The 16,816-nt window shown below is 71.6% G+C and carries 17 protein-coding genes and 2 pseudogenes; 12 read left to right on the plus strand and 7 right to left on the minus strand.

The genetic code is table 11. The features are described from left to right. Window positions 1-5: 5 nt before the first annotated feature. Together ABZS66_RS07820 and ABZS66_RS07825 are read right to left on the minus strand one after the other, a co-directional pair. On the minus strand, window positions 6-1,190 hold the full coding sequence (locus ABZS66_RS07820; RefSeq protein ID WP_354756370.1) for an MFS transporter: 1,185 nt from the start codon (window positions 1,188-1,190) through the stop codon (window positions 6-8). A gap of 56 nt (window positions 1,191-1,246) precedes the next feature. After that, a complete protein-coding gene (locus tag ABZS66_RS07825; protein WP_354756199.1) occupies window positions 1,247-2,470 on the minus strand; it encodes an MFS transporter in 1,224 nt (407 codons plus the stop codon). Between the two features lie 64 nt (window positions 2,471-2,534). Between ABZS66_RS07825 and ABZS66_RS07830 the strand changes: the two genes are divergently transcribed. Next, the gene (locus tag ABZS66_RS07830) at window positions 2,535-3,287 is read left to right on the plus strand and encodes a phosphoglyceromutase (protein WP_354756201.1); all 753 of its coding nucleotides are present in this window, start codon (window positions 2,535-2,537) and stop codon (window positions 3,285-3,287) included. A 49-nt stretch (window positions 3,288-3,336) separates the two neighbouring features. Here ABZS66_RS07830 and phoU read toward each other — a convergent pair whose 3' ends face one another. After that, entirely contained in the window at window positions 3,337-3,993 is a 657-nt protein-coding gene (gene phoU / locus ABZS66_RS07835; protein ID WP_354756202.1) for a phosphate signaling complex protein PhoU, read from the minus strand. Window positions 3,994-4,199: 206 nt separating this feature from the next. On the opposite strand from phoU, the pseudogene ABZS66_RS07840 reads away from it, so the two are divergent. Both ABZS66_RS07840 and ABZS66_RS07845 read left to right on the plus strand, forming a co-directional pair. Continuing rightward, a pseudogene (locus ABZS66_RS07840) lies at window positions 4,200-5,237 on the plus strand (ATP-binding protein); the annotation flags it as partial. A 77-nt stretch (window positions 5,238-5,314) separates the two neighbouring features. Beyond that, window positions 5,315-5,998: a response regulator transcription factor gene (locus ABZS66_RS07845; RefSeq protein WP_354756204.1), complete on the plus strand. Its 684-nt coding sequence runs from the start codon at window positions 5,315-5,317 to the stop codon at window positions 5,996-5,998. Between the two features lie 81 nt (window positions 5,999-6,079). Here ABZS66_RS07845 and ABZS66_RS07850 read toward each other — a convergent pair whose 3' ends face one another. Beyond that, a complete protein-coding gene (locus tag ABZS66_RS07850) occupies window positions 6,080-6,727 on the minus strand; it encodes an acyltransferase (RefSeq protein ID WP_354756206.1) in 648 nt (215 codons plus the stop codon). A 76-nt stretch (window positions 6,728-6,803) separates the two neighbouring features. Here ABZS66_RS07850 and ABZS66_RS07855 point away from each other — a divergent pair, with 76 nt between their 5' ends. Further along, the gene (locus ABZS66_RS07855) at window positions 6,804-7,028 is read left to right on the plus strand and encodes a hypothetical protein (protein ID WP_354756207.1); all 225 of its coding nucleotides are present in this window, start codon (window positions 6,804-6,806) and stop codon (window positions 7,026-7,028) included. Here ABZS66_RS07855 and ABZS66_RS07860 read toward each other — a convergent pair. Beyond that, complete coding sequence (locus tag ABZS66_RS07860) at window positions 7,005-7,829, minus strand: hypothetical protein (protein WP_354756209.1); 825 nt, start codon at window positions 7,827-7,829, stop codon at window positions 7,005-7,007. The two genes, ABZS66_RS07855 and ABZS66_RS07860, sit on opposite strands and share 24 nt — an antisense overlap. A gap of 61 nt (window positions 7,830-7,890) precedes the next feature. Between ABZS66_RS07860 and ABZS66_RS07865 the strand changes: the two genes are divergently transcribed. Together ABZS66_RS07865 and ABZS66_RS07870 are read left to right on the plus strand one after the other, a co-directional pair. Continuing rightward, window positions 7,891-8,820, plus strand: coding sequence for a Ppx/GppA phosphatase family protein (locus ABZS66_RS07865; RefSeq protein ID WP_354756211.1), 930 nt, complete (start codon window positions 7,891-7,893; stop codon window positions 8,818-8,820). 40 nt (window positions 8,821-8,860) lie between these two features. Then, entirely contained in the window at window positions 8,861-9,664 is an 804-nt protein-coding gene (locus ABZS66_RS07870) for a sugar phosphate isomerase/epimerase (protein WP_354756212.1), read from the plus strand. Window positions 9,665-9,728: 64 nt separating this feature from the next. On the opposite strand, the gene ABZS66_RS07875 is transcribed toward ABZS66_RS07870, so the two are convergent. Next, window positions 9,729-9,929 carry a cold-shock protein gene (locus tag ABZS66_RS07875; RefSeq protein WP_354756214.1) on the minus strand — a complete coding sequence of 67 codons (201 nt, stop codon included), beginning with the start codon at window positions 9,927-9,929 and terminating at the stop codon, window positions 9,729-9,731. Between the two features lie 227 nt (window positions 9,930-10,156). Beyond that, the gene (locus ABZS66_RS07880; RefSeq protein WP_354756215.1) at window positions 10,157-10,744 is read right to left on the minus strand and encodes a CGNR zinc finger domain-containing protein; all 588 of its coding nucleotides are present in this window, start codon (window positions 10,742-10,744) and stop codon (window positions 10,157-10,159) included. 78 nt (window positions 10,745-10,822) lie between these two features. Between ABZS66_RS07880 and ABZS66_RS07885 the strand changes: the two genes are divergently transcribed. From ABZS66_RS07885 to ABZS66_RS07910, 6 genes and pseudogenes are all read left to right on the plus strand, one after another. Continuing rightward, a complete protein-coding gene (locus ABZS66_RS07885) occupies window positions 10,823-11,743 on the plus strand; it encodes a proline dehydrogenase family protein (protein WP_354756217.1) in 921 nt (306 codons plus the stop codon). 63 nt (window positions 11,744-11,806) lie between these two features. Further along, window positions 11,807-13,225, plus strand: coding sequence for a basic secretory protein-like protein (locus ABZS66_RS07890; protein ID WP_354756219.1), 1,419 nt, complete (start codon window positions 11,807-11,809; stop codon window positions 13,223-13,225). A gap of 10 nt (window positions 13,226-13,235) precedes the next feature. After that, window positions 13,236-14,573 (plus strand): HlyD family efflux transporter periplasmic adaptor subunit, encoded by a 1,338-nt coding sequence (locus ABZS66_RS07895; protein WP_354756221.1) that lies wholly within the window; start codon window positions 13,236-13,238, stop codon window positions 14,571-14,573. Then, window positions 14,570-15,244, plus strand: a pseudogene (locus ABZS66_RS07900) (ABC transporter ATP-binding protein); the annotation flags it as partial. The gene ABZS66_RS07895 and the pseudogene ABZS66_RS07900, both read left to right, overlap by 4 nt. Beyond that, complete coding sequence (locus tag ABZS66_RS07905; RefSeq protein ID WP_354756222.1) at window positions 15,244-16,428, plus strand: ABC transporter permease; 1,185 nt, start codon at window positions 15,244-15,246, stop codon at window positions 16,426-16,428. The pseudogene ABZS66_RS07900 and the gene ABZS66_RS07905, both read left to right, overlap by 1 nt. Before the next feature lie 130 nt (window positions 16,429-16,558). After that, window positions 16,559-16,774, plus strand: coding sequence for a helix-turn-helix domain-containing protein (locus ABZS66_RS07910; protein WP_190255778.1), 216 nt, complete (start codon window positions 16,559-16,561; stop codon window positions 16,772-16,774). Window positions 16,775-16,816: the final 42 nt, after the last annotated feature.

The raw sequence follows: 16,816 nt of genomic DNA on the forward strand, positions 1-16,816 counted from the left end.
AGCCTCTACCCGGCGATCGGCACCTCAAACCGTTCGGCTGCCCGCTGTTTCGCCACCCGGCGCTCCCGGGCCGGCTGGACCAGCAGGTGACCGGCGGCCGCCGTGAGCCCGAGCGCGCCGCAGATCGCCCAGTGCCAGTTGCCGAGGTGCTCCAGGCTGGCGCCGCCGGCGGCCGGCGCGATGAAGCTCGCGGCCGGGAAGACCAGATAGAAGACGCTCTGGTACCGCCCGCGCAGGGCCTCGGGGGACAGTTCGGCGATGACCGCGGCGTTCGGCGGCGCGGCGATCATCGAGCCGATCGTCCAGATGCTCGCGGCGATGAGGTAGCCGTAGAGGTTGTCGGCCAGCGCGACGTAGGCGAAGCCGAGCCCGAGGAACACGTTGGCCACGGCGAGCGCGGTGCCCTTGCGCCAGCGCCCGATCAGCCTCGGCACGAACAGCTGCCCGAGCACGATGAGCAGCCCGGCGTAGGCGACCACCGACCCGTACGCCGAGGGCCGCAGCCCGTCGGCGTCGATGGCCAGCGGCAGGATCGTCGACGTCTGGAGGGTCACCACGGACAGCAGCAGCGACAGGCCGACGAAGAGCATGAACGACGGGTCGGTGAGCGCGGTGTGCAGCCCGCCCGGCGCCCGCACGGTCCGGTGCTGCCGGGGCCTGGTCTCGCGCACCTTCCACAGGATGAGCAGCGCCGTGATCAGCGTGCCGATGGCGTCGATGCTGAAGAGCAGCGTGAAGCTGACCTCGGCGAGCGCGCCGGCGATCAGCGAGGCGACCGCCATGCCCAGGTTGAACGCCCAGAACTGGAGGTTGAACGCGCGGCTGCGGTCGTCGGCCGGGGTCACGTCGACGATCGCCGCCACGAATGCCGGGCCGGGCATCGAGTGCATGACGCCGAGCAGTGCGGCCAGCACGGCGATGGCGGCGATCCGGTCGGTGAGGGCGAGGCCGGCCAGCAGGACCACGGCGCCGAAGTGCGCCACGAGCAGCGTCGGGCGGCGGCCCCAGCGGTCGGCGAGCACCCCGCCGAGCAGGACGCCGCCGATGCCGCCGATGCCGTACCCGCCGACGACCAGGCCGGCGACGCTGGGCGAGAGGCCGCGGTCGGAGGTGAGGTACAGCGAGAGGACCAGCGCCACGAAGCCGCCGACGCGGTTGATGAGCATGCCGGTCCAGAGGTACCAGTACATCCGGGGGAGACCGCCGAAGATGCGCACTCTGCCTCTTCTATTAGGAAGCTTTACAGTCAGATCTTAACGAGGCTGGCTTCGCGCTCCTCGGCGGCCAGCTCCTCGACCCGGCGCTCGCGGGCGGGCGCCGCCAGCAGGCTCCACGCGCCGGCGGCCAGGCCGAGCCCGAGGCAGCCGAGCCACAGCGCGGTGTTGTTCGCGTGCTGGCGCACGGCGCCGCCCAGCGTCGGGGCCAGGAACGACGCCAGCTGCCAGGACAGCGAGTAGCCGCCCTGGTAGCGGCCGCGCATGGCGACGGGGGAGAGGCCTGCGAGCAGGGCGGAGTTCGACGGTGCGTTGAGCATCTCGCCGAGGGTCCAGACGAGCACCGTCGCGCCGTACCAGACCGGGGTGTGCGCGAACGCGGTGAGGCCGAAGCCCAGGCCGATGATCGCGGCCGAGACCGGCAGGATGTAGGCCGGGCGGCGGCGGACGAGCAGCCGGGTCAGCCCGAGCTGTCCCACGACGATCAGGATGCCGTTCAGGGCGATGACGACGCCGAAGGTGCTGGCGGGCAGGTCGTCGTCGACCATGGCCAGCGGCAGCATCGACATGTGCTGGAGGATGACCAGCGCGATCAGCAGGTTGCAGGCGATGAACCCGAGGAAGACCCGGTCCTTCGCGACGGCCGCCAGGGAGCCGCCCTCGTGCTTCGCCTCGAGGTGCGCCGGGCGCGTCTCGCGCGTCTTGACCGCGATCAGGACGGCGGCGAACGCCGTGGTGGCCGCGTCGGCGGCGAACAGCCAGAAGTAGCCGGCCGAGGAGGCGAAGCCGGCCAGGACCGCGGCGACGGCGAAGCCGAGGTTGATCGCCCAGAAGTAGATGTTGAAGGCCCGCATGCGGTCGCCGTCGGGCACGATGTCGGTGATCATCGCGCCGAGCGCGGGCCGGGCGGCCTCGGCGGCCAGGCCCAGCAGCCCCGCGGCGACCATGATGGCGATCTCGCCGCGCACCAGGCCCAGCGCGATCATCAGTGCCGACGCCGAGCCGAGCGCGAGCAGGGCGGTGGGCCGGCGGCCCCAGCGGTCGGTCAGGTGGCCGCCCGCCGTGACGCCGATCGCGCCGCCCAGCCCGTAGAAGCCGATGACGAGGCCGGCCGTCGTCTCGGAGAAGCCGCGCTGGGAGGTGAGGTAGATCGCGAGGAAGATGATCACGAACCCGCCGGCGCGGTTGATCAGCGTGGCCGTCCACACGGCCCAGAACTGGGCGGGCAGCGGCTGTTTCCCCGTAATGACCGGCACGGTTTGGCATCCTTACATCCGGACCCCTGCGCTGTCGAAAGGTTATGTGCGGGAGGATGGATCCATGAGCGAAGTCGGGACACTGGTGCTCTTGCGGCACGGTGAGAGCGAGTGGAACGCCAAGAACCTGTTCACCGGCTGGGTCGACGTGGACCTCAGCGCCAAAGGAGAGGCCGAGGCCCGGCGGGGCGGCGAGCTGATCCGTGATTCCGGTCTCCTGCCGGATGTGGTGCACACGTCAGTGCTGCGCCGTGCCATCCGCACCAGCGAGATCGCCCTGCACGCCGCCGACCGGCACTGGATCCCGGTCCAGCGCAACTGGCGGCTCAACGAGCGGCACTACGGTGCCCTCCAGGGCAAGAACAAGAAGCAGACGCTGGAGGAGTTCGGCGAGGAGCAGTTCATGCTCTGGCGCCGTTCCTACGACGTGCCGCCGCCGCCCATCGCCGACGACGACGAGTGGTCGCAGGTCGACGACCCGCGGTACGGGAACCTGCCGCCGGAGCTGCGGCCCCGCACGGAGTGCCTGAAGGACGTCGTCGCCCGGATGCTGCCGTACTGGTACGACCAGATCGTCCCGCAGCTGCTCGACGGCAAGACCGTCCTGGTCGCCGCGCACGGCAACTCGCTGCGCGCGCTGGTCAAGCACCTCGACGGCATCTCGGACGAGGCGATCGCCAAGCTCAACATCCCGACCGGCATCCCGCTGCGCTATGACCTCGACGCGTCGCTCAAGCCGGTCACGACCGGCGGCACCTACCTGGACCCGGAGGCGGCGGCCGAGGCCGCGGCCGCGGTGGCGAACCAGGGTCGCTGACGCGCACCACAAAGGGGGAGGGCCGCGGCCCTCCCCCTTTGCTGTCTCGTCACTCGGGGCGGCTGTCCAGCGCCTCGCCCGTGACCAGGAACACCACGTGCCGGCCGGCGTTGACCGCGTGGTCGGCGTAGCGCTCGTAGTAGCGCCCGAGCAGCGCCGAGTCGACGGCGGCCTCGGTCCCCTCCGACCAGCCGGGCCCGAACATCGTGGTGAACAGGCTGGTGTGCAGCCGGTCCATTTCGTCGTCGTCGCGGTCGAGCTGGCCGGCCGCCACGATGTCGGAGGTGGAGATCGCCCGGGAGATCTTCCCGGCGATCCGGTCGGCCACGGTGCCCATCTGCTCGAACGTCTCGACCAGCGGCTCCGGCACGGCCACGTTGGGGTGGCGGCGCAGCGCCGTCTTGGCCACGTGCTCGGCGAGGTCGCCCATGCGCTCCAGGTCGGCCGCCAGGTGCAGCGCGGTCAGCACCAGCCGCAGGTCCGACGCCACCGGCGCCTGGCGGGCGCAGAGGTCGTACACCTTGTCCTCGACGAGGCGGTACAGCGCGTTGACCTCCGGGTCGCGGGCGATGACCTCCTCGGCGTCGGTCTGGTCCGCTTTCAGCAGGGCGTTGGTGGCCCGGCTCATGGCGCTGCGGACGGCGTCGGCCATCCAGACCAGCAGCCGATTGACCTGCACAAGATCCGCACGGTATTCGTCGCGCATACTGCTCCTATCGTGTCGAACCTCACGGTATGGCGGCACTGCTGCGCCGCACGTGAACATCCCCTTCCACCAGGGTGAACACTGGACTACGTGAGCCCGTTTCGTGCCCCTGCGAGCCGTCGGTCGGGTAATGCACCTCCTACCATCAAGCCGTGGAGTGGAAGTTCCGGCAGGCAAGGTCCGAGGGGCCGGCGATGACCGACATCCTTGACGCGTTGCAGGTCGGGGTGCTGGTTCTCGACGAGTCCGATCATCCCGTGCTGGCCAACGCGGCGGCCCGGGAGATGGGTCTCGTGCGACAGCGGGCGGGCGGCCCCGAGGAGGCGCACACGATCGTGCGCACCCTCGCCGGCCAGGTCCGCCGCAACGGGGTCACCCGGGTCGTCGAGCTCGACCTGCCCCGGCTGACCTACGGCGAGCCGCTCGGGGTCAACGTGCGGGCCGTGCCCCTCGACAACGGCCGGGTGGCGATCGAGGCCGCCGACGTGACCGAGGCCCACCGGGTCGCCCGCGTGCGCCGGGACTTCGTCGCCAACGTCAGCCACGAGCTCAAGACGCCCGTCGGCGCGCTCCAACTGCTGGCCGAGGCGCTGCTGGACGCCACCGACAAGGACCCCGCCGCCGCCATCCGGTTCGCGGAGCGGATCAAGCACGAGTCGTCCCGGCTCGGCCGGCTCGTCTCGGAGCTGCTCGAGCTCTCCCGGCTCCAGGGCGCGGAGCCGCTGCCCGAGCCGGAGCCGGTCGACGTCGACAAGATCACGGCCGAGGTCGTCGACCGCACCAAGACGCCCGCCTCCGCCAAGGAGATGCAGGTCGTCTTCCGGGGCACCCGCGGCCTGACCGTCTACGGCAACGAGAACCAGCTCGTCACCGCCGTGGTCAACCTGGTGGAGAACGCGATCGCGTACTCGCCGGAGGCCACCGAGGTCACGGTCACCACCTCCACCAGCGGCGACGGCTACGTCGAGATCGCGGTCGCCGACCAGGGCATCGGCATTGAGCCGCGGGACCTCGACCGCATCTTCGAGCGCTTCTACCGCGCCGATCGCGCCCGCTCCCGGGCCACCGGCGGCACCGGGCTGGGCCTGGCGATCGTCAAGCACATCTCGACCAACCACGGCGGCCGGGTGACGGTGGAGAGCACCGTCGGAGTTGGTTCGACGTTCACCCTGCGGCTGCCTTCGCGTCCGTCGGACGCCGCGTTGGCGCTACCGCCGTCAGTTGAGATCGGAGGGGCCCCATGATCGTTATGCAACAGCAATCTCAGATCCGCGGTTCGCAGCGCAGTGCGGTTCCCCGGCAGCTACGAAAGGACAGCACGTTGGCGCGCGTACTCGTGGTCGAGGACGAAGACTCGATCTCCGACCCGTTGTCGTACATGCTCCGTCGCGAGGGCTTCGAGGTCTCCATCGCCGCGACCGGCACCGAGGCCCTGACCGAGTTCGACCGCACCGGCGCGGACATCGTCCTGCTCGACCTGATGCTCCCCGAGATGTCCGGCACCGAGGTGTGCCGGCAGATGCGGCAGAAGTCCAACGTGCCGATCATCATGATCACGGCTCGGGACAGCGAGATCGACAAGGTGGTCGGCCTGGAGATCGGCGCCGACGACTACGTCACCAAGCCCTACTCGCCGCGCGAGCTGGTCGCCCGCATCCGCGCCGTGCTCCGCCGCCAGGTGGACGCGGTGGGCGAACTGGCGCCGCCGACCCTGTCGGCCGGCCCGGTCCGGATGGACGTCGACCGCCACGTGGTGACGGTGGCCGGCGACGCGGTCCAGCTGCCGCTGAAGGAGTTCGAGCTCCTGGAGCTCCTGCTGCGCAACGCGGGCCGGGTCCTGACCCGCGGCCAGCTGATCGACCGGGTCTGGGGCGCCGACTACGTCGGCGACACGAAGACCCTGGACGTGCACGTGAAGCGCCTCCGCTCCAAGATCGAGCCCGAGCCCTCCGCGCCGCGCTTCATCGTCACGGTCCGCGGCCTGGGCTACAAGTTCGAGCCGTAGAGACCGCCGAACGGCCGGGTCCCCGGGGGTGGGGAGCCGGCCGTTCCGCTTGGCTCGAATTGGCTCGAATTGGCGCCGGGATCAGGAGTCGAGTGCCGCGCGCCACTCGTACGGCTTGGCGAAGTGGCCCGGGGCACACACCAGCTCGTCGATCTTGCGCCGCTCCCGGGCGGGACTGCCGGCGACGACCGTGTCGGACGGGACGTCCCGGGTGACGACCGAGCCGGCGCCGACGAGCGCGCGGGCGCCGATCCGGACACCGGGGAGGATCGTCGCGTTCCCGCCGATCGAGGCGTCGTCGTCGACCGTCGCGCCGCCGACGCACTCGTCGTAGCGCGGGCACGGCGGGTGCGGGTCGTCGGTGAACACGACGCCCGGGCCGAGGAAGACCCGGCGGCCGAGGGTCACGTTCTCCAGGAAGCAGTGCGAGTGGACCCGGCTGCCGTCGCCGATCCGGTTGCCCGGCTCGAGCACCGCGTTGGTGCCGACGGAGCAGCCGTCACCGATGACGTTGTTCTCGCGGATCATGGCGCCGTGTCCGGAGTTGAACCGCTCGCCGATGACCGTGCCGGCGTAGATCACCGTGCCGGAGCGGATCCGGCTGTTCGGGCCGATGACGGTGGGCAGCTCGCCCGGCTCCCGGCCCCGCGGCGGCACGCCGATCCGGGCGCCCGGCTCCACGACGGTGCCCTCGCCGAGCTGTACTCCCGGAAAGATCTCTTCACTCACGGATCGAACCTATCGGGGCAGCGGGTTCGCCGGTTGTCGCACACCGGACACCACCCTCGCCGTACCGTCGGCTCTCGTGCGTGACTTCAACACCCGCCCCGCCGGAATGCTCCTGATGCTGGTCGGGCTGCTGCTGGCCGCCAGCTCGGCGTGGACCGCCGTCGGCGCCGCGACCTGGCCCGAGTCCCTGCCGAGCATCGTCATCGGCCTGGCGCTGGTGGCCGTGGGCTACCCGCTCGTGTCGCGGGCCCGGCGGCAGCGGCGGGCGGGTGAGAGCTCAGACGGGGCGGAGGGGGATTAGCTTGCGGGCGGCTTCGGTGGCCGGGTGCGGCGCGATCATGCCCTGCTCGGCCCGGGCCGCGCACAGCTCGGCGAGCTTCGCGTAGGCCGCCTTGCCGACGAGCGCGGTGAGCTCCGGCTCGTACTCCTGATAGAGCCGCTGGGCCCCGACGTGCGCCTCGGGCGACGACGTGCACCACCAGTGCAGGTCGTGGCCGCCCTCGCCCCAGCCGCGCCGGTCGAACTCGCCGAGCGTGGAGACGAGCACCTTGGTGCCGTCGGCGCGCTTGCGCCAGTCCTGGTCCCGCCGTACCGGCAGCTGCCAGCACACGTCGGGCTTGTACTCCAGCGGGTGCACCCCGTCGCGCAGGGCCTGCCCGTGCAGCGCGCAGCCGCCACCGCCGGCGAAGTCGGTGTCGTTCTGGAACACGCACCCGGCGCCCGGCCGGGTGGCGGTGCGCAGGGCCGGGCTCTCGCCGTCGATGGTGTCCATCTCGGTGTAGTTCTTGAAGCCCTTGCGGTAGTGCTGCCAGTGCTGCGGGGTCAGCCGCTTGGCCGCGGCCCGCACCCGCTTCTGGTCGTCCTCGTCGGTGAAGAACGCGCCGTGCGAGCAGCAGCCCTGCTCCGGTGCGCCCTCGACGATCCCGTGGCAGCCGTTGCCGTACACACACGTCCAGTTGGACAGCAGCCAGGTCAGGTCGGCCCGGATGAGGTGGTCGGAATCGGCCGGGTCGGCGAACTCCAGCCACTCGCGCGGGAAGTCGAGGTCGACCTCGAGGGCGCGCGGGTCGTCCGAGTCGAGCACCTCGACGTGGATGTCCATTTGACGAAGCGTACGCCGTCCTGCGCGGACGGCCGCAACCCGACGCGACTACGGTGAAGCGATGCGTCTCGGTGTGCTCGATGTGGGCTCAAATACGGTCCACCTCCTGGTCGTCGATGCCCACCACGGCGCGCACCCGTGGCCGGCGCACTCGCAGAAGGCCGAGCTGCGCCTCGCCGAACGGATCGGCGCCAACGGCGAGCTGACCAGGACCGGCGCCGACAGCCTCGTCGCGGCGGTGGCCGAGGCGCGCGACGCCGCCGCCGGGCTGGAGACCGACGACCTGCTGGCATTCGCGACGTCGGCGGTGCGCGACGCGCGCAACTCCGCCCGCGTGCTCAAGCGGGTGCGCGAGGAGACGGGCGTCGACCTTCAGGTGCTCTCCGGCGAGGCCGAGGCCATCATGACGTTCCTGGCCGTGCGCCGCTGGTTCGGCTGGTCGGCCGGCCGGCTGCTGGTCATGGACATCGGCGGCGGCTCGCTGGAGCTCGCGGCCGGCATCGACGAGGAGCCCGACGTGGCGATGTCGGTGCCGCTCGGCGTCGGCCGGCTCACCCGCGAGCGGCTGCACGGCGACCCGCCGACCGCGGCGTCGGTCGACGCGCTGTACGAGTACGCGGAGGCCGAGGTCGCCAAGGCGGTCGACAAGCTCGCCGGCAGCGGCTGGGACCGCCCGGTCGCCACCTCGAAGACGTTCCGCACGCTGGCCCGCCTCGCCGGGGCCGCCCCGTCGAACGCCGGCCCCCGCATGCCGCGCCGGCTCACCCGCGTCGGCCTGCACCAGGTGCTGTCGTTCATCCGCCGGATCCCGTCGGGGGCGCTGGCCGAGATCGACGGCGTCAGCCCGGGCCGCGCGCACCAGATCCTGGCCGGCGCCGTCGTGGCCGAGGTCACGATGCGCAGTCTGGGCATCGACGAGGTCGAGATCTGCCCGTGGGCACTGCGCGAAGGAGTGATTCTTCGCCGGCTGGAAGTGCTGGAGTCGAGTTGATCGACAAGAGACGCTACCCCGGTCGGGCTAGCCTGGTGTTGTGAGTCGTCAAGTTCCGGTCCTGTTGTCCACCTCCTCCGTCTTCCCCGAGCCGACCGCGGCCGGCTTCGAGGTGGCCGCCTCGCTCGGCTACGACGGAGTCGAGGTCATGGTCTGGTCCGACGCGGTGAGCCAGGACGCGGGGGCGCTTGTCGGGCTGTCGAAGCACTACGGCGTGCCGGTGCGGTCTGTGCACGCCCCATGTCTCATGGTCACCCAGCGGGTGTGGAGCCCCGACCCGTGGGAGCGGCTGCGCCGCGCCGCCGAGCTCGCCGACACGCTGGGCGCTGACACCGTCGTGGTGCACCCGCCGTTCGCGTGGCAGCGCGACTACGCCCGGACGTTCCAGTCCGGCCTGCTGAGGCTCGGCCGGCAGCACCCCGGCATCCGCTTCGCCGTGGAGAACATGTTCCCGCTGCGGGGCGTCGGCCGGGAGTTCGTCCCGTATGCACCGGGCTGGGATCCGACGCTGATCGGCTTCGACGCCTACACGCTGGACCTCTCCCACTGTGCCGCGTCGCGCACCGACGCCATCCAGCTGGCCGACACGATGCGCGGCAACCTGGCCCACGTCCACCTGGGCGACGGCACCGGCAAGGGCCGCGACGAGCACCTGGTCCCGGGCCGCGGCACCCAGCCCTGCGCCGAGCTGCTGGCGTCCCTGGACTCCCGCGGCTTCACCGGCTCGGTCGCGGTCGAGGTGGGCACCCGGAAGTCCCGCAGCCGCGCCGACCGCGAGGCCGACCTGGCGGAGTCGCTCCGCTTCGCCCGCCAGCACCTGGCCACGCCGTCCCCGGTGGCCTGAGCACGCACGACGACGCCCCCGGCGCTGCGGCAAGAGCGCCGGGGGCGGCAAAGTCGTGGGTGGGTCAGATCCTGCGGACGGACTCGGCCTGGGGGCCCTTGGGGCCCTGCTTGATCTCGAATTCGACGCGCTGGTTCTCGTCGAGGCTGCGGTAGCCCTCCGAGACGATCGCGGAGAAGTGGACGAAGACGTCGTTTCCGCCGTCCACGCTGATGAAGCCGAAGCCCTTGTCAGCGTTGAACCACTTCACGGTTCCCTGGGCCATGGTGCTGTTACTCCTTCGTAGGGCGTTGTGATCCGGGGTCTTACCCGGTGTCCGGGGTCGCCACAGACCGCAGCGTCCCCGCATCGCCCAACCCCGCCTGTCCGACAAGTCGGACAGGCGGTAAAGCGAACCACATCACGCAAGATATGCCGCGGCGAGCGGCCCTGTGGCCCGTTTCGGTTTTCTCAATGCTTTTCGGCCGGGGCCGATCGGCGCTGGACCCGGCCTTACGCCGAGACGACCGCCCGATCGGCCTCGCCCGTGGTGACCTGTACCGGAGCCAGCGTGGCGCCGGTTTCGGCGGCGCGCTTGCGGGCGCGGTGGGCGGCGACGTGGGAGCGCGTCGCGCACCGCTCCGAGCAGAACCGGCGGCAGCAGTTCGAGGACGTGTCGAGATACACGTTGCCGCAGCGCTCGTCGGCGCACACGCCGAACCGGGCACTGCCGTGCTCGCACAGCCACACGGCCAGGCCCCAGGCGGCGCCGGCCAGCAGCTCCGAGCTCACGGACGAGCCCCGGCCGGTCACGTGCATGTGCCAGTCGTGGGTGTCGTGGCCGGAGATGCGCGGCTGCATCGGATACGCCTCGAGGAGCGCGTTGAGCTCGGCGACGGCCGCGACGTCACGGCCCGAGGAGCCGTGCTCGAACACCTCCCGGAGGCGTTTGCGAGCGCGCCGGAGGGCGACGAGGTCACGCTCCGTCGCCTCGGCCGTCTGCCAACTGTCCTCGCCGAACAGTGCGGAGAGGTCTTGCATGCTTTCGAGCGGCGCGTTGACGATGTCGACGGCGGTCCGCGCATACGCGTCGAAGTCCACCCGACCAAGGTAGTCAAGAAATGCCACACTGGCGACCAGGCGTCACCGGACCCGGTCCGATCTGTTTACGCTCGGCACATGCTCAGATCGGCAATCCTCGCCGCCGCCCGCTCAAACAGGGTCGAGCGGCTCGTTGAATCCGCCCCGGTCAGTCGGTCCATCGTGCGTCGCTTCATCGCTGGTGAGCACGCGGACGACGCCCTGGCGTGCACCCGTGACCTCGTCGCCGACGGGCTGGCGGTCACGATCGACTTCCTGGGCGAGGACACCACCAACCCCCAGCAGGCCGAGGCGACCCGCGACGAGTACATCAAGCTGCTCGACGCCCTGCACGCCGCCGAACTCACCCCCGCCGCCGAGGTCAGCCTGAAGCTGTCCGCCCTCGGCCAGGTCTTCGACGAGAAGCTCGCCTACGAGCACGCCCGCGCGATCTGCGCCAAGGCGACCGAGGCCGGCACCACCGTCACGCTCGACGCCGAGGACCACACCACCACCGACTCGACGCTGGAGGTGCTGGCCCGGCTGCGCGCCGACTTCCCGACGACGGGCGCGGTCGTCCAGTCGTACCTGCGGCGCACCGAGGCCGACTGCCGTGAGCTGGCGGTCAGCGGCTCCCGGGTCCGGCTCTGCAAGGGCGCCTACAACGAGCCCGAGTCGGTCGCGTACCAGCGCCGGCTCGACGTCGACAAGTCCTACGTACGCTGCCTCAATGTGCTGATGTCCGGCGCCGGCCACCCGATGATCGCCACGCACGACCCCCGCCTGGTGGCCATCGGCGAGGACCGCGCCAAGTGGTTCGACCGCACGCCGGACGAGTTCGAGTTCCAGATGCTGTACGGCGTGCGCCCGGACGAGCAGCGCCGGCTGGCCGAGCTGGGGTACACCGTCCGGGTCTATCTGCCCTACGGCACGCAGTGGTACGCGTACATGATGCGCCGGCTGGCCGAACGACCGGCCAACCTGGCCTTTTTCGCGAGGGCACTGCGATCAAAGGGCTAATGCGACATCTCGTCCATACGGGCGACGCGACCACTTGACCGGTTCGCGTACGGTCCGGCAGTGATGGAAGGGGAGCGACCGGACGCGACGGGATACGCGCAAGACCTGCGCCACCCGCCGCTGCCGCACCAGCGCCCCACCCACTACCCGTTCCCGCCGCCCACGCCGGCCCAGCCGTCCCGGGTCGGGGTGGTGCGGATCGTGCTGCTCGTCGCCCTGGCCGTGCTGCTCGTCGCGCCACCGGCCGCGATCGCGTTCGCGACCGTCCGGCAGGACCGCGCGCGCACGCTCGTCGGCCAGGGCGCCGTCACCGGCGGCGAGCGGGGGCCCGGCCGGTCGGACGGCGCCGGGCCCAAGGCCACGCCGGGCGCCACCAAGGGCCCGGCGCCGACCACGCTCGACGGCCGGGTCCGCCTCGCGCTGACGGAGCAGGGTGCGAGCCTCCTCGCCGGCGACGAGGGGGGTTTCCTGGCGGCGGTGGATGCTTCGGTACCGCAGCTGCGTGAGCGGCTGGCCAAGCGCTACGCCTCGCTCCGGCAGCTGCAGGTCAAGGTCTGGGACGCGGCCCTCGTCGGCAAGGTCGACACCGCCGCCGACGGCACCGCGTCGGCCACGGTCTTCGTGCAGTACTGCTACGTCGTCACCACCTGCGACCGCATGAACCTCCAGGCCGCCACCCGCTGGAAGATCGCGGGCAAGACCGTCACGCTGCTCGACTTCGGGACCAGCCAGGACCTCGGGCCGCGCCCGTGGGAGGCCAGCGAGCTGCGCACCGCCGTCGGCGACCGGGTGGTGCTGTCGACCACCCCGAAGTACGCCGGCCGCCTCCAGTCGATGCTGAGCGCGGCGGAGCGGGCCGCCGCCCTGGCCGACCGCTACGCCAAGTGGGGGTCGCCCCCGTCGCGGTACGTCGTCTACCTGGCCGGGCCGGACGAGTGGGCGTCCTGGTACGGCATGAAGCAGGAGAACTGGGTGGCCGGCTTCGCGCTGCCACTCACCGCCGACGCCACCGAGATCGTGCTCAACGCCGCCCGGGTCGACACCAAGGAGACCCTCGACGTGCTGCGCCACGAGTTCACGCACGTCGTGACGCTCGCGCACGTCGACCGCTCCTACGACAACACGTGGTGGCTCGTCGAGGGCATCGCCGAGTACGTGCGGGTGAAGGGCACCGGCAAGCCGTTCGGCGCGATGGGCGAGGTGCGCACGTTCGTCCGCAGCGGCCACTGGAAGAACAACGAGATCGCGCTGGACGACCCGCCGGAGGGGACGTCGACGGCCGACGTGAGCGGCCGCTACGGCATCGCGTACCTGTCCGTGCAGCGGTTGGTCGACCGGTTCGGCGAGGACCGCATGCTCCAGTTCTTCGATCTCGCCGCGCGGCAGGGCGTCGCCTTCGACGAGGCGGCATCGAAGGCCTTCGGCGTCGGCTGGGACGACGTGGCCGCCGACTGTGTGAAGAACATCAAGAACCGTATCTAAGATTGCGAGCGTGCATCGCGTTCCCCCGCGCGTCCAGCTCACCGTCTTCGTCGGCCTGCTCAGCATCGTCTCGCTGACCGCGGCCTCCTGCGGCGGCGAGGACAACGACATCGGGCTCGGCAGCGCCGGCCGCGGCGACGTCGTCGAGGTGGTCGATGCCCCCGCGACCATCACCGCCCGGGCCGCCGCCACCCTCACCGCGGCGGCCGACGGCACCCTCGCCACGCTCGCGGTCAAGCCGGGCGACACCGTCGCCGCCGGCCAGGTGCTCGCGGTGATCGACTCGCCGTCGGCCCAGCAGCGGCTGGCGGCGGCCGGCCAGGCCCTCGACGCGCTGAAGGGTGCCGGGGGAGGCGGCGGCAGCGTCAAGAACCTCTCGGCGACCCAGAAGAAGACCGATGACGCCGCAGCGAAGGCGTTCGATGACGCCCGCAAGGCCGCGGAGAAGGTGGCGGATCCGGCGGTACGGCAGGCGCTGCTGAACCAGCTCGATCTCGCCGAGAAGACGTATCAGGAGGCGGCGGCCTCGGCCCGGGCGCTGATCGCCTCGGTGCAGCGCGGCCTGGCGAGCGTCAACCAGGCGATGTCGGCGCTCACGGCGGCCCAGCGGGCTCAGGCGCAGAGCGCGTACGACCTGGCGAGGTCGACGGTCGACGCGCTCACCCTGCGGGCGCCGGTGGCGGGCGTGGTCCAGCTGGGCGGCACCTCGGCCGGCTCGGCCCCGTCGATCACCGAGCTGCTCGGCGCCGGCAGCCTCCCCGTCGAGTCGCCGCAGCAGACCGGCCCCGGCATCGACCCGGCCGTGCCGGTCGGCGGCCAGGTCTCCGCCGGCGCCGCCATCCTCACCGTGGTCGACCTCTCGCAGCTGGGCCTCATGGCCGAGATCGATGAGACCGACGTCCTGCTGGTGCAGCCGGGAGTGACCGCGCGGGTGGAGCTCGACGCGGCCCCCGGCGCCGCCTACGAGGCCACCGTGCTGTCGGCCGACGTGCTGCCGACGACCTCGGCGCGCGGCGGGGTCTCGTATCGCACGCGCCTCACGCTGGGCGCCGGGAAGTTCGACGACGGCCGGGCCGCCCCGACGCCGCGGCCCGGCATGAACGCGGTCGCCCACCTGCAGGTGCGTTCGATCCAGAACGCGGTGACGGTCCCGGCGGCCGCCGTGTTCAACGTCGGCGGCGAGGACGTGGTGTGGCTGGTCCGCGACGGCAGGGCGGTCCAGACGCCGGTCACCGTCGGCGTGTCCGGCCAGGACCGGGTGCAGGTGCTCGCCGGGGTGTCCGACGGCGACCGGATCGTCGTGCGCGGCACCGACAAGGTCAAACAGGGCATGGAACTGCCGGGATGAGCCCCGCCGCGCTCGTCGCCGAGGACGTCACCCGGGAGTACGCCCTCGACGGCGTCACCGTCCCGGCGCTGCGCGGGGTCAGCTTTACCGTCGAAGCCGGCGACTATGTGGCGATCATCGGGCCGTCGGGCTCCGGGAAGTCGACGCTCATGCACCTGCTGGGCGGCCTCGACCGGCCCACCTCGGGGCGGCTGCTCATCGGCGGCCGGGACGTGGCCGGGCTCGGGCCGCAGGAGCTGGCCCGGCTGCGCAACGAGACGATCGGGTTCGTCTTCCAGTCGTTCCACCTGCTCGCCCGCACCAGTGCGGTGGAGAACGTCGCCCTTCCGCTGGTCTATCGCGGCACGCGGGCGGCCGAGCGCCGCAGGCGGGCCCGGGCGGTGCTGGAGCGGGTCGGCCTCGGCCACCGCCTCGACCACCGGCCCAACCAGCTCTCCGGCGGCGAGCAGCAGCGGGTCGCGATCGCCCGCGCCCTGGTCACCGACCCGCAGGTGCTGCTGGCCGACGAGCCGACCGGCAACCTCGACACCAGGAACGGCCAGGCCGTCCTGGCCCTGCTGGAGGCCCTGAACCGGGAGCAGGGCGTGGCCCTGGTGATCGTCACCCACGACAACGAGGTCGCCGCCCGCGCCGCCCGCCGGATCGTGATGCGCGACGGCGAGATCGTGTCATGAGGCTGGCTGAGGCGTGGCGGGTCGCCATCGACGCGCTCCGGGCCAACCGCCTGCGGAGCATGCTCACGATGCTCGGGGTGATCATCGGCGTCGCCGCGGTGGTGGTCCTGGTCGCGATCGGCACCGGCACCAAGCAGAAGATCGAGCAGCAGGTCGAGGGCCTCGGCTCCAACCTGCTCATCGTCGTGCCGGGGCAGGTCAACATCGGCTCGGCGCCGTCCGTGTCCCGGCTGGACCTCTCCGACGTCGACGCCGTCACCAAGATCGTCGGTGACCGCAACCGGGTGGCCGTGACGGTGGCGTCCGGCGAGACCGTCGCCGCCGGGGCCGCCGACACCTTCGCCACGATCAACGGCGTCATCGAGACGACGCCGCAGGTGTTCGTGCGTCACCTGGCCCGCGGCACGTACCTCAGCCGCTCCGACGTCGACACCCAGCGGCGCGTCGCCGTGCTCGGCTGGAGCGTGGCCCACGCGCTCTTCGCCGACCGCGACGCGGTGGGCCAGCAGATCACCATCGCCGGCGTCCGGTTCCGGGTGATCGGCGTGTTCGAGCAGCTCGGCCAGAGCCTCGGCATCGACCGCGACAACGAGGTCCACGTGCCGATCACGACCGCCCAGCGCCTGCTCGGCACCAACCGGGTCGACGGCATCGCGGTCAAGGCCCCGAACCGCGACGAGATCGACGACCTCGGCGCCCGGATCATCGCCGAGCTCTCCCGCCGGCACCCCGGCACCGAGTTCAGCGCGGTCACCCAGGAGCAGATCCTCGGCGTGCTGGGCGACATCCTGGGCGTGCTCACCGGCGTGCTGGCCGCGATCGCCGGGATTTCGCTGCTGGTCGGCGGGGTCGGCGTCTCCAACATCATGCTCGTGTCGGTCCGCGAGCGGACGAAGGAGATCGGGCTGCGCAAGGCGGTCGGGGCCCGGCCGCGCGACATCGGCCTCCAGTTCCTGCTGGAGGCCGTCCTGCTGACCACCTTGGGCGGATTTGCCGGGATGGCCCTGGGCATCGCGGCGTCGCTGATCGTGGCCGCACTGTCACCCGTGCCGGCCGCGATCACGTGGTGGTCGCTCACGCTCGCCTTCGGCGTGTCGGCCGCCGTCGGCATCGTCTTCGGCGTGGTCCCGGCTCAGCGTGCCGGCCGCCTCGACCCGGTCGTCGCGCTGCGGACCGAGTAAGGCAGTTGATGTTGGCGAGGAAAGATTCCGACGAACCCGGGGCGCAAGTCACAGCAGTACCGTTACCGTACTGATAGCACGCTGATTGTGAGTGCCGCGGTTCACGGCGAGACGCTGGTCGGAGGTAGCGATGTCGAGTACGCCACACACCACCGAAGGCCGGCTTGGCGAGGTCAGGTTCCTCACCGTGGCTGAGGTGGCCACCCTGATGCGGGTGTCGAAGATGACCGTTTACCGCCTGGTGCACGCCGGTGATCTCACTGCGGTCCGCGTCGGTCGGTCGTTCCGGGTGCCCGAGCACGCGGTCGACCAATACCTTCGCGAAGCGTTCCGTGAGACCGCATAGCGGGGTCGTTTTCCGATCAAGCGGCGGTGCGGCTACCCTTGA

The organism is Dactylosporangium sp. NPDC005572, from assembly GCF_040605515.1.
In the GTDB taxonomy this organism is placed as follows: Bacteria; Actinomycetota; Actinomycetes; order Mycobacteriales; family Micromonosporaceae; genus Dactylosporangium.

Excerpts from the sequence above, each read along its gene's own strand:
- phoU (WP_354756202.1), bottom strand. The coding sequence starts at position 3,993 with ATGCGCGACGAATACCGTGCGGATCTTGTGCAGGTCAATCGGCTGCTG.
- ABZS66_RS07905 (WP_354756222.1), top strand. The coding sequence starts at position 15,244 with ATGAGGCTGGCTGAGGCGTGGCGGGTCGCCATCGACGCGCTCCGGGCC.
- ABZS66_RS07910 (WP_190255778.1), top strand. The coding sequence starts at position 16,559 with ATGTCGAGTACGCCACACACCACCGAAGGCCGGCTTGGCGAGGTCAGG.
- ABZS66_RS07830 (WP_354756201.1), top strand. The coding sequence starts at position 2,535 with ATGAGCGAAGTCGGGACACTGGTGCTCTTGCGGCACGGTGAGAGCGAG.
- ABZS66_RS07890 (WP_354756219.1), top strand. The coding sequence starts at position 11,807 with ATGGAAGGGGAGCGACCGGACGCGACGGGATACGCGCAAGACCTGCGC.
- ABZS66_RS07865 (WP_354756211.1), top strand. The coding sequence starts at position 7,891 with ATGCGTCTCGGTGTGCTCGATGTGGGCTCAAATACGGTCCACCTCCTG.
- ABZS66_RS07820 (WP_354756370.1), bottom strand. The coding sequence starts at position 1,190 with ATGTACTGGTACCTCTGGACCGGCATGCTCATCAACCGCGTCGGCGGC.
- ABZS66_RS07885 (WP_354756217.1), top strand. The coding sequence starts at position 10,823 with ATGCTCAGATCGGCAATCCTCGCCGCCGCCCGCTCAAACAGGGTCGAG.
- ABZS66_RS07860 (WP_354756209.1), bottom strand. The coding sequence starts at position 7,829 with ATGGACATCCACGTCGAGGTGCTCGACTCGGACGACCCGCGCGCCCTC.
- ABZS66_RS07875 (WP_354756214.1), bottom strand. The coding sequence starts at position 9,929 with ATGGCCCAGGGAACCGTGAAGTGGTTCAACGCTGACAAGGGCTTCGGC.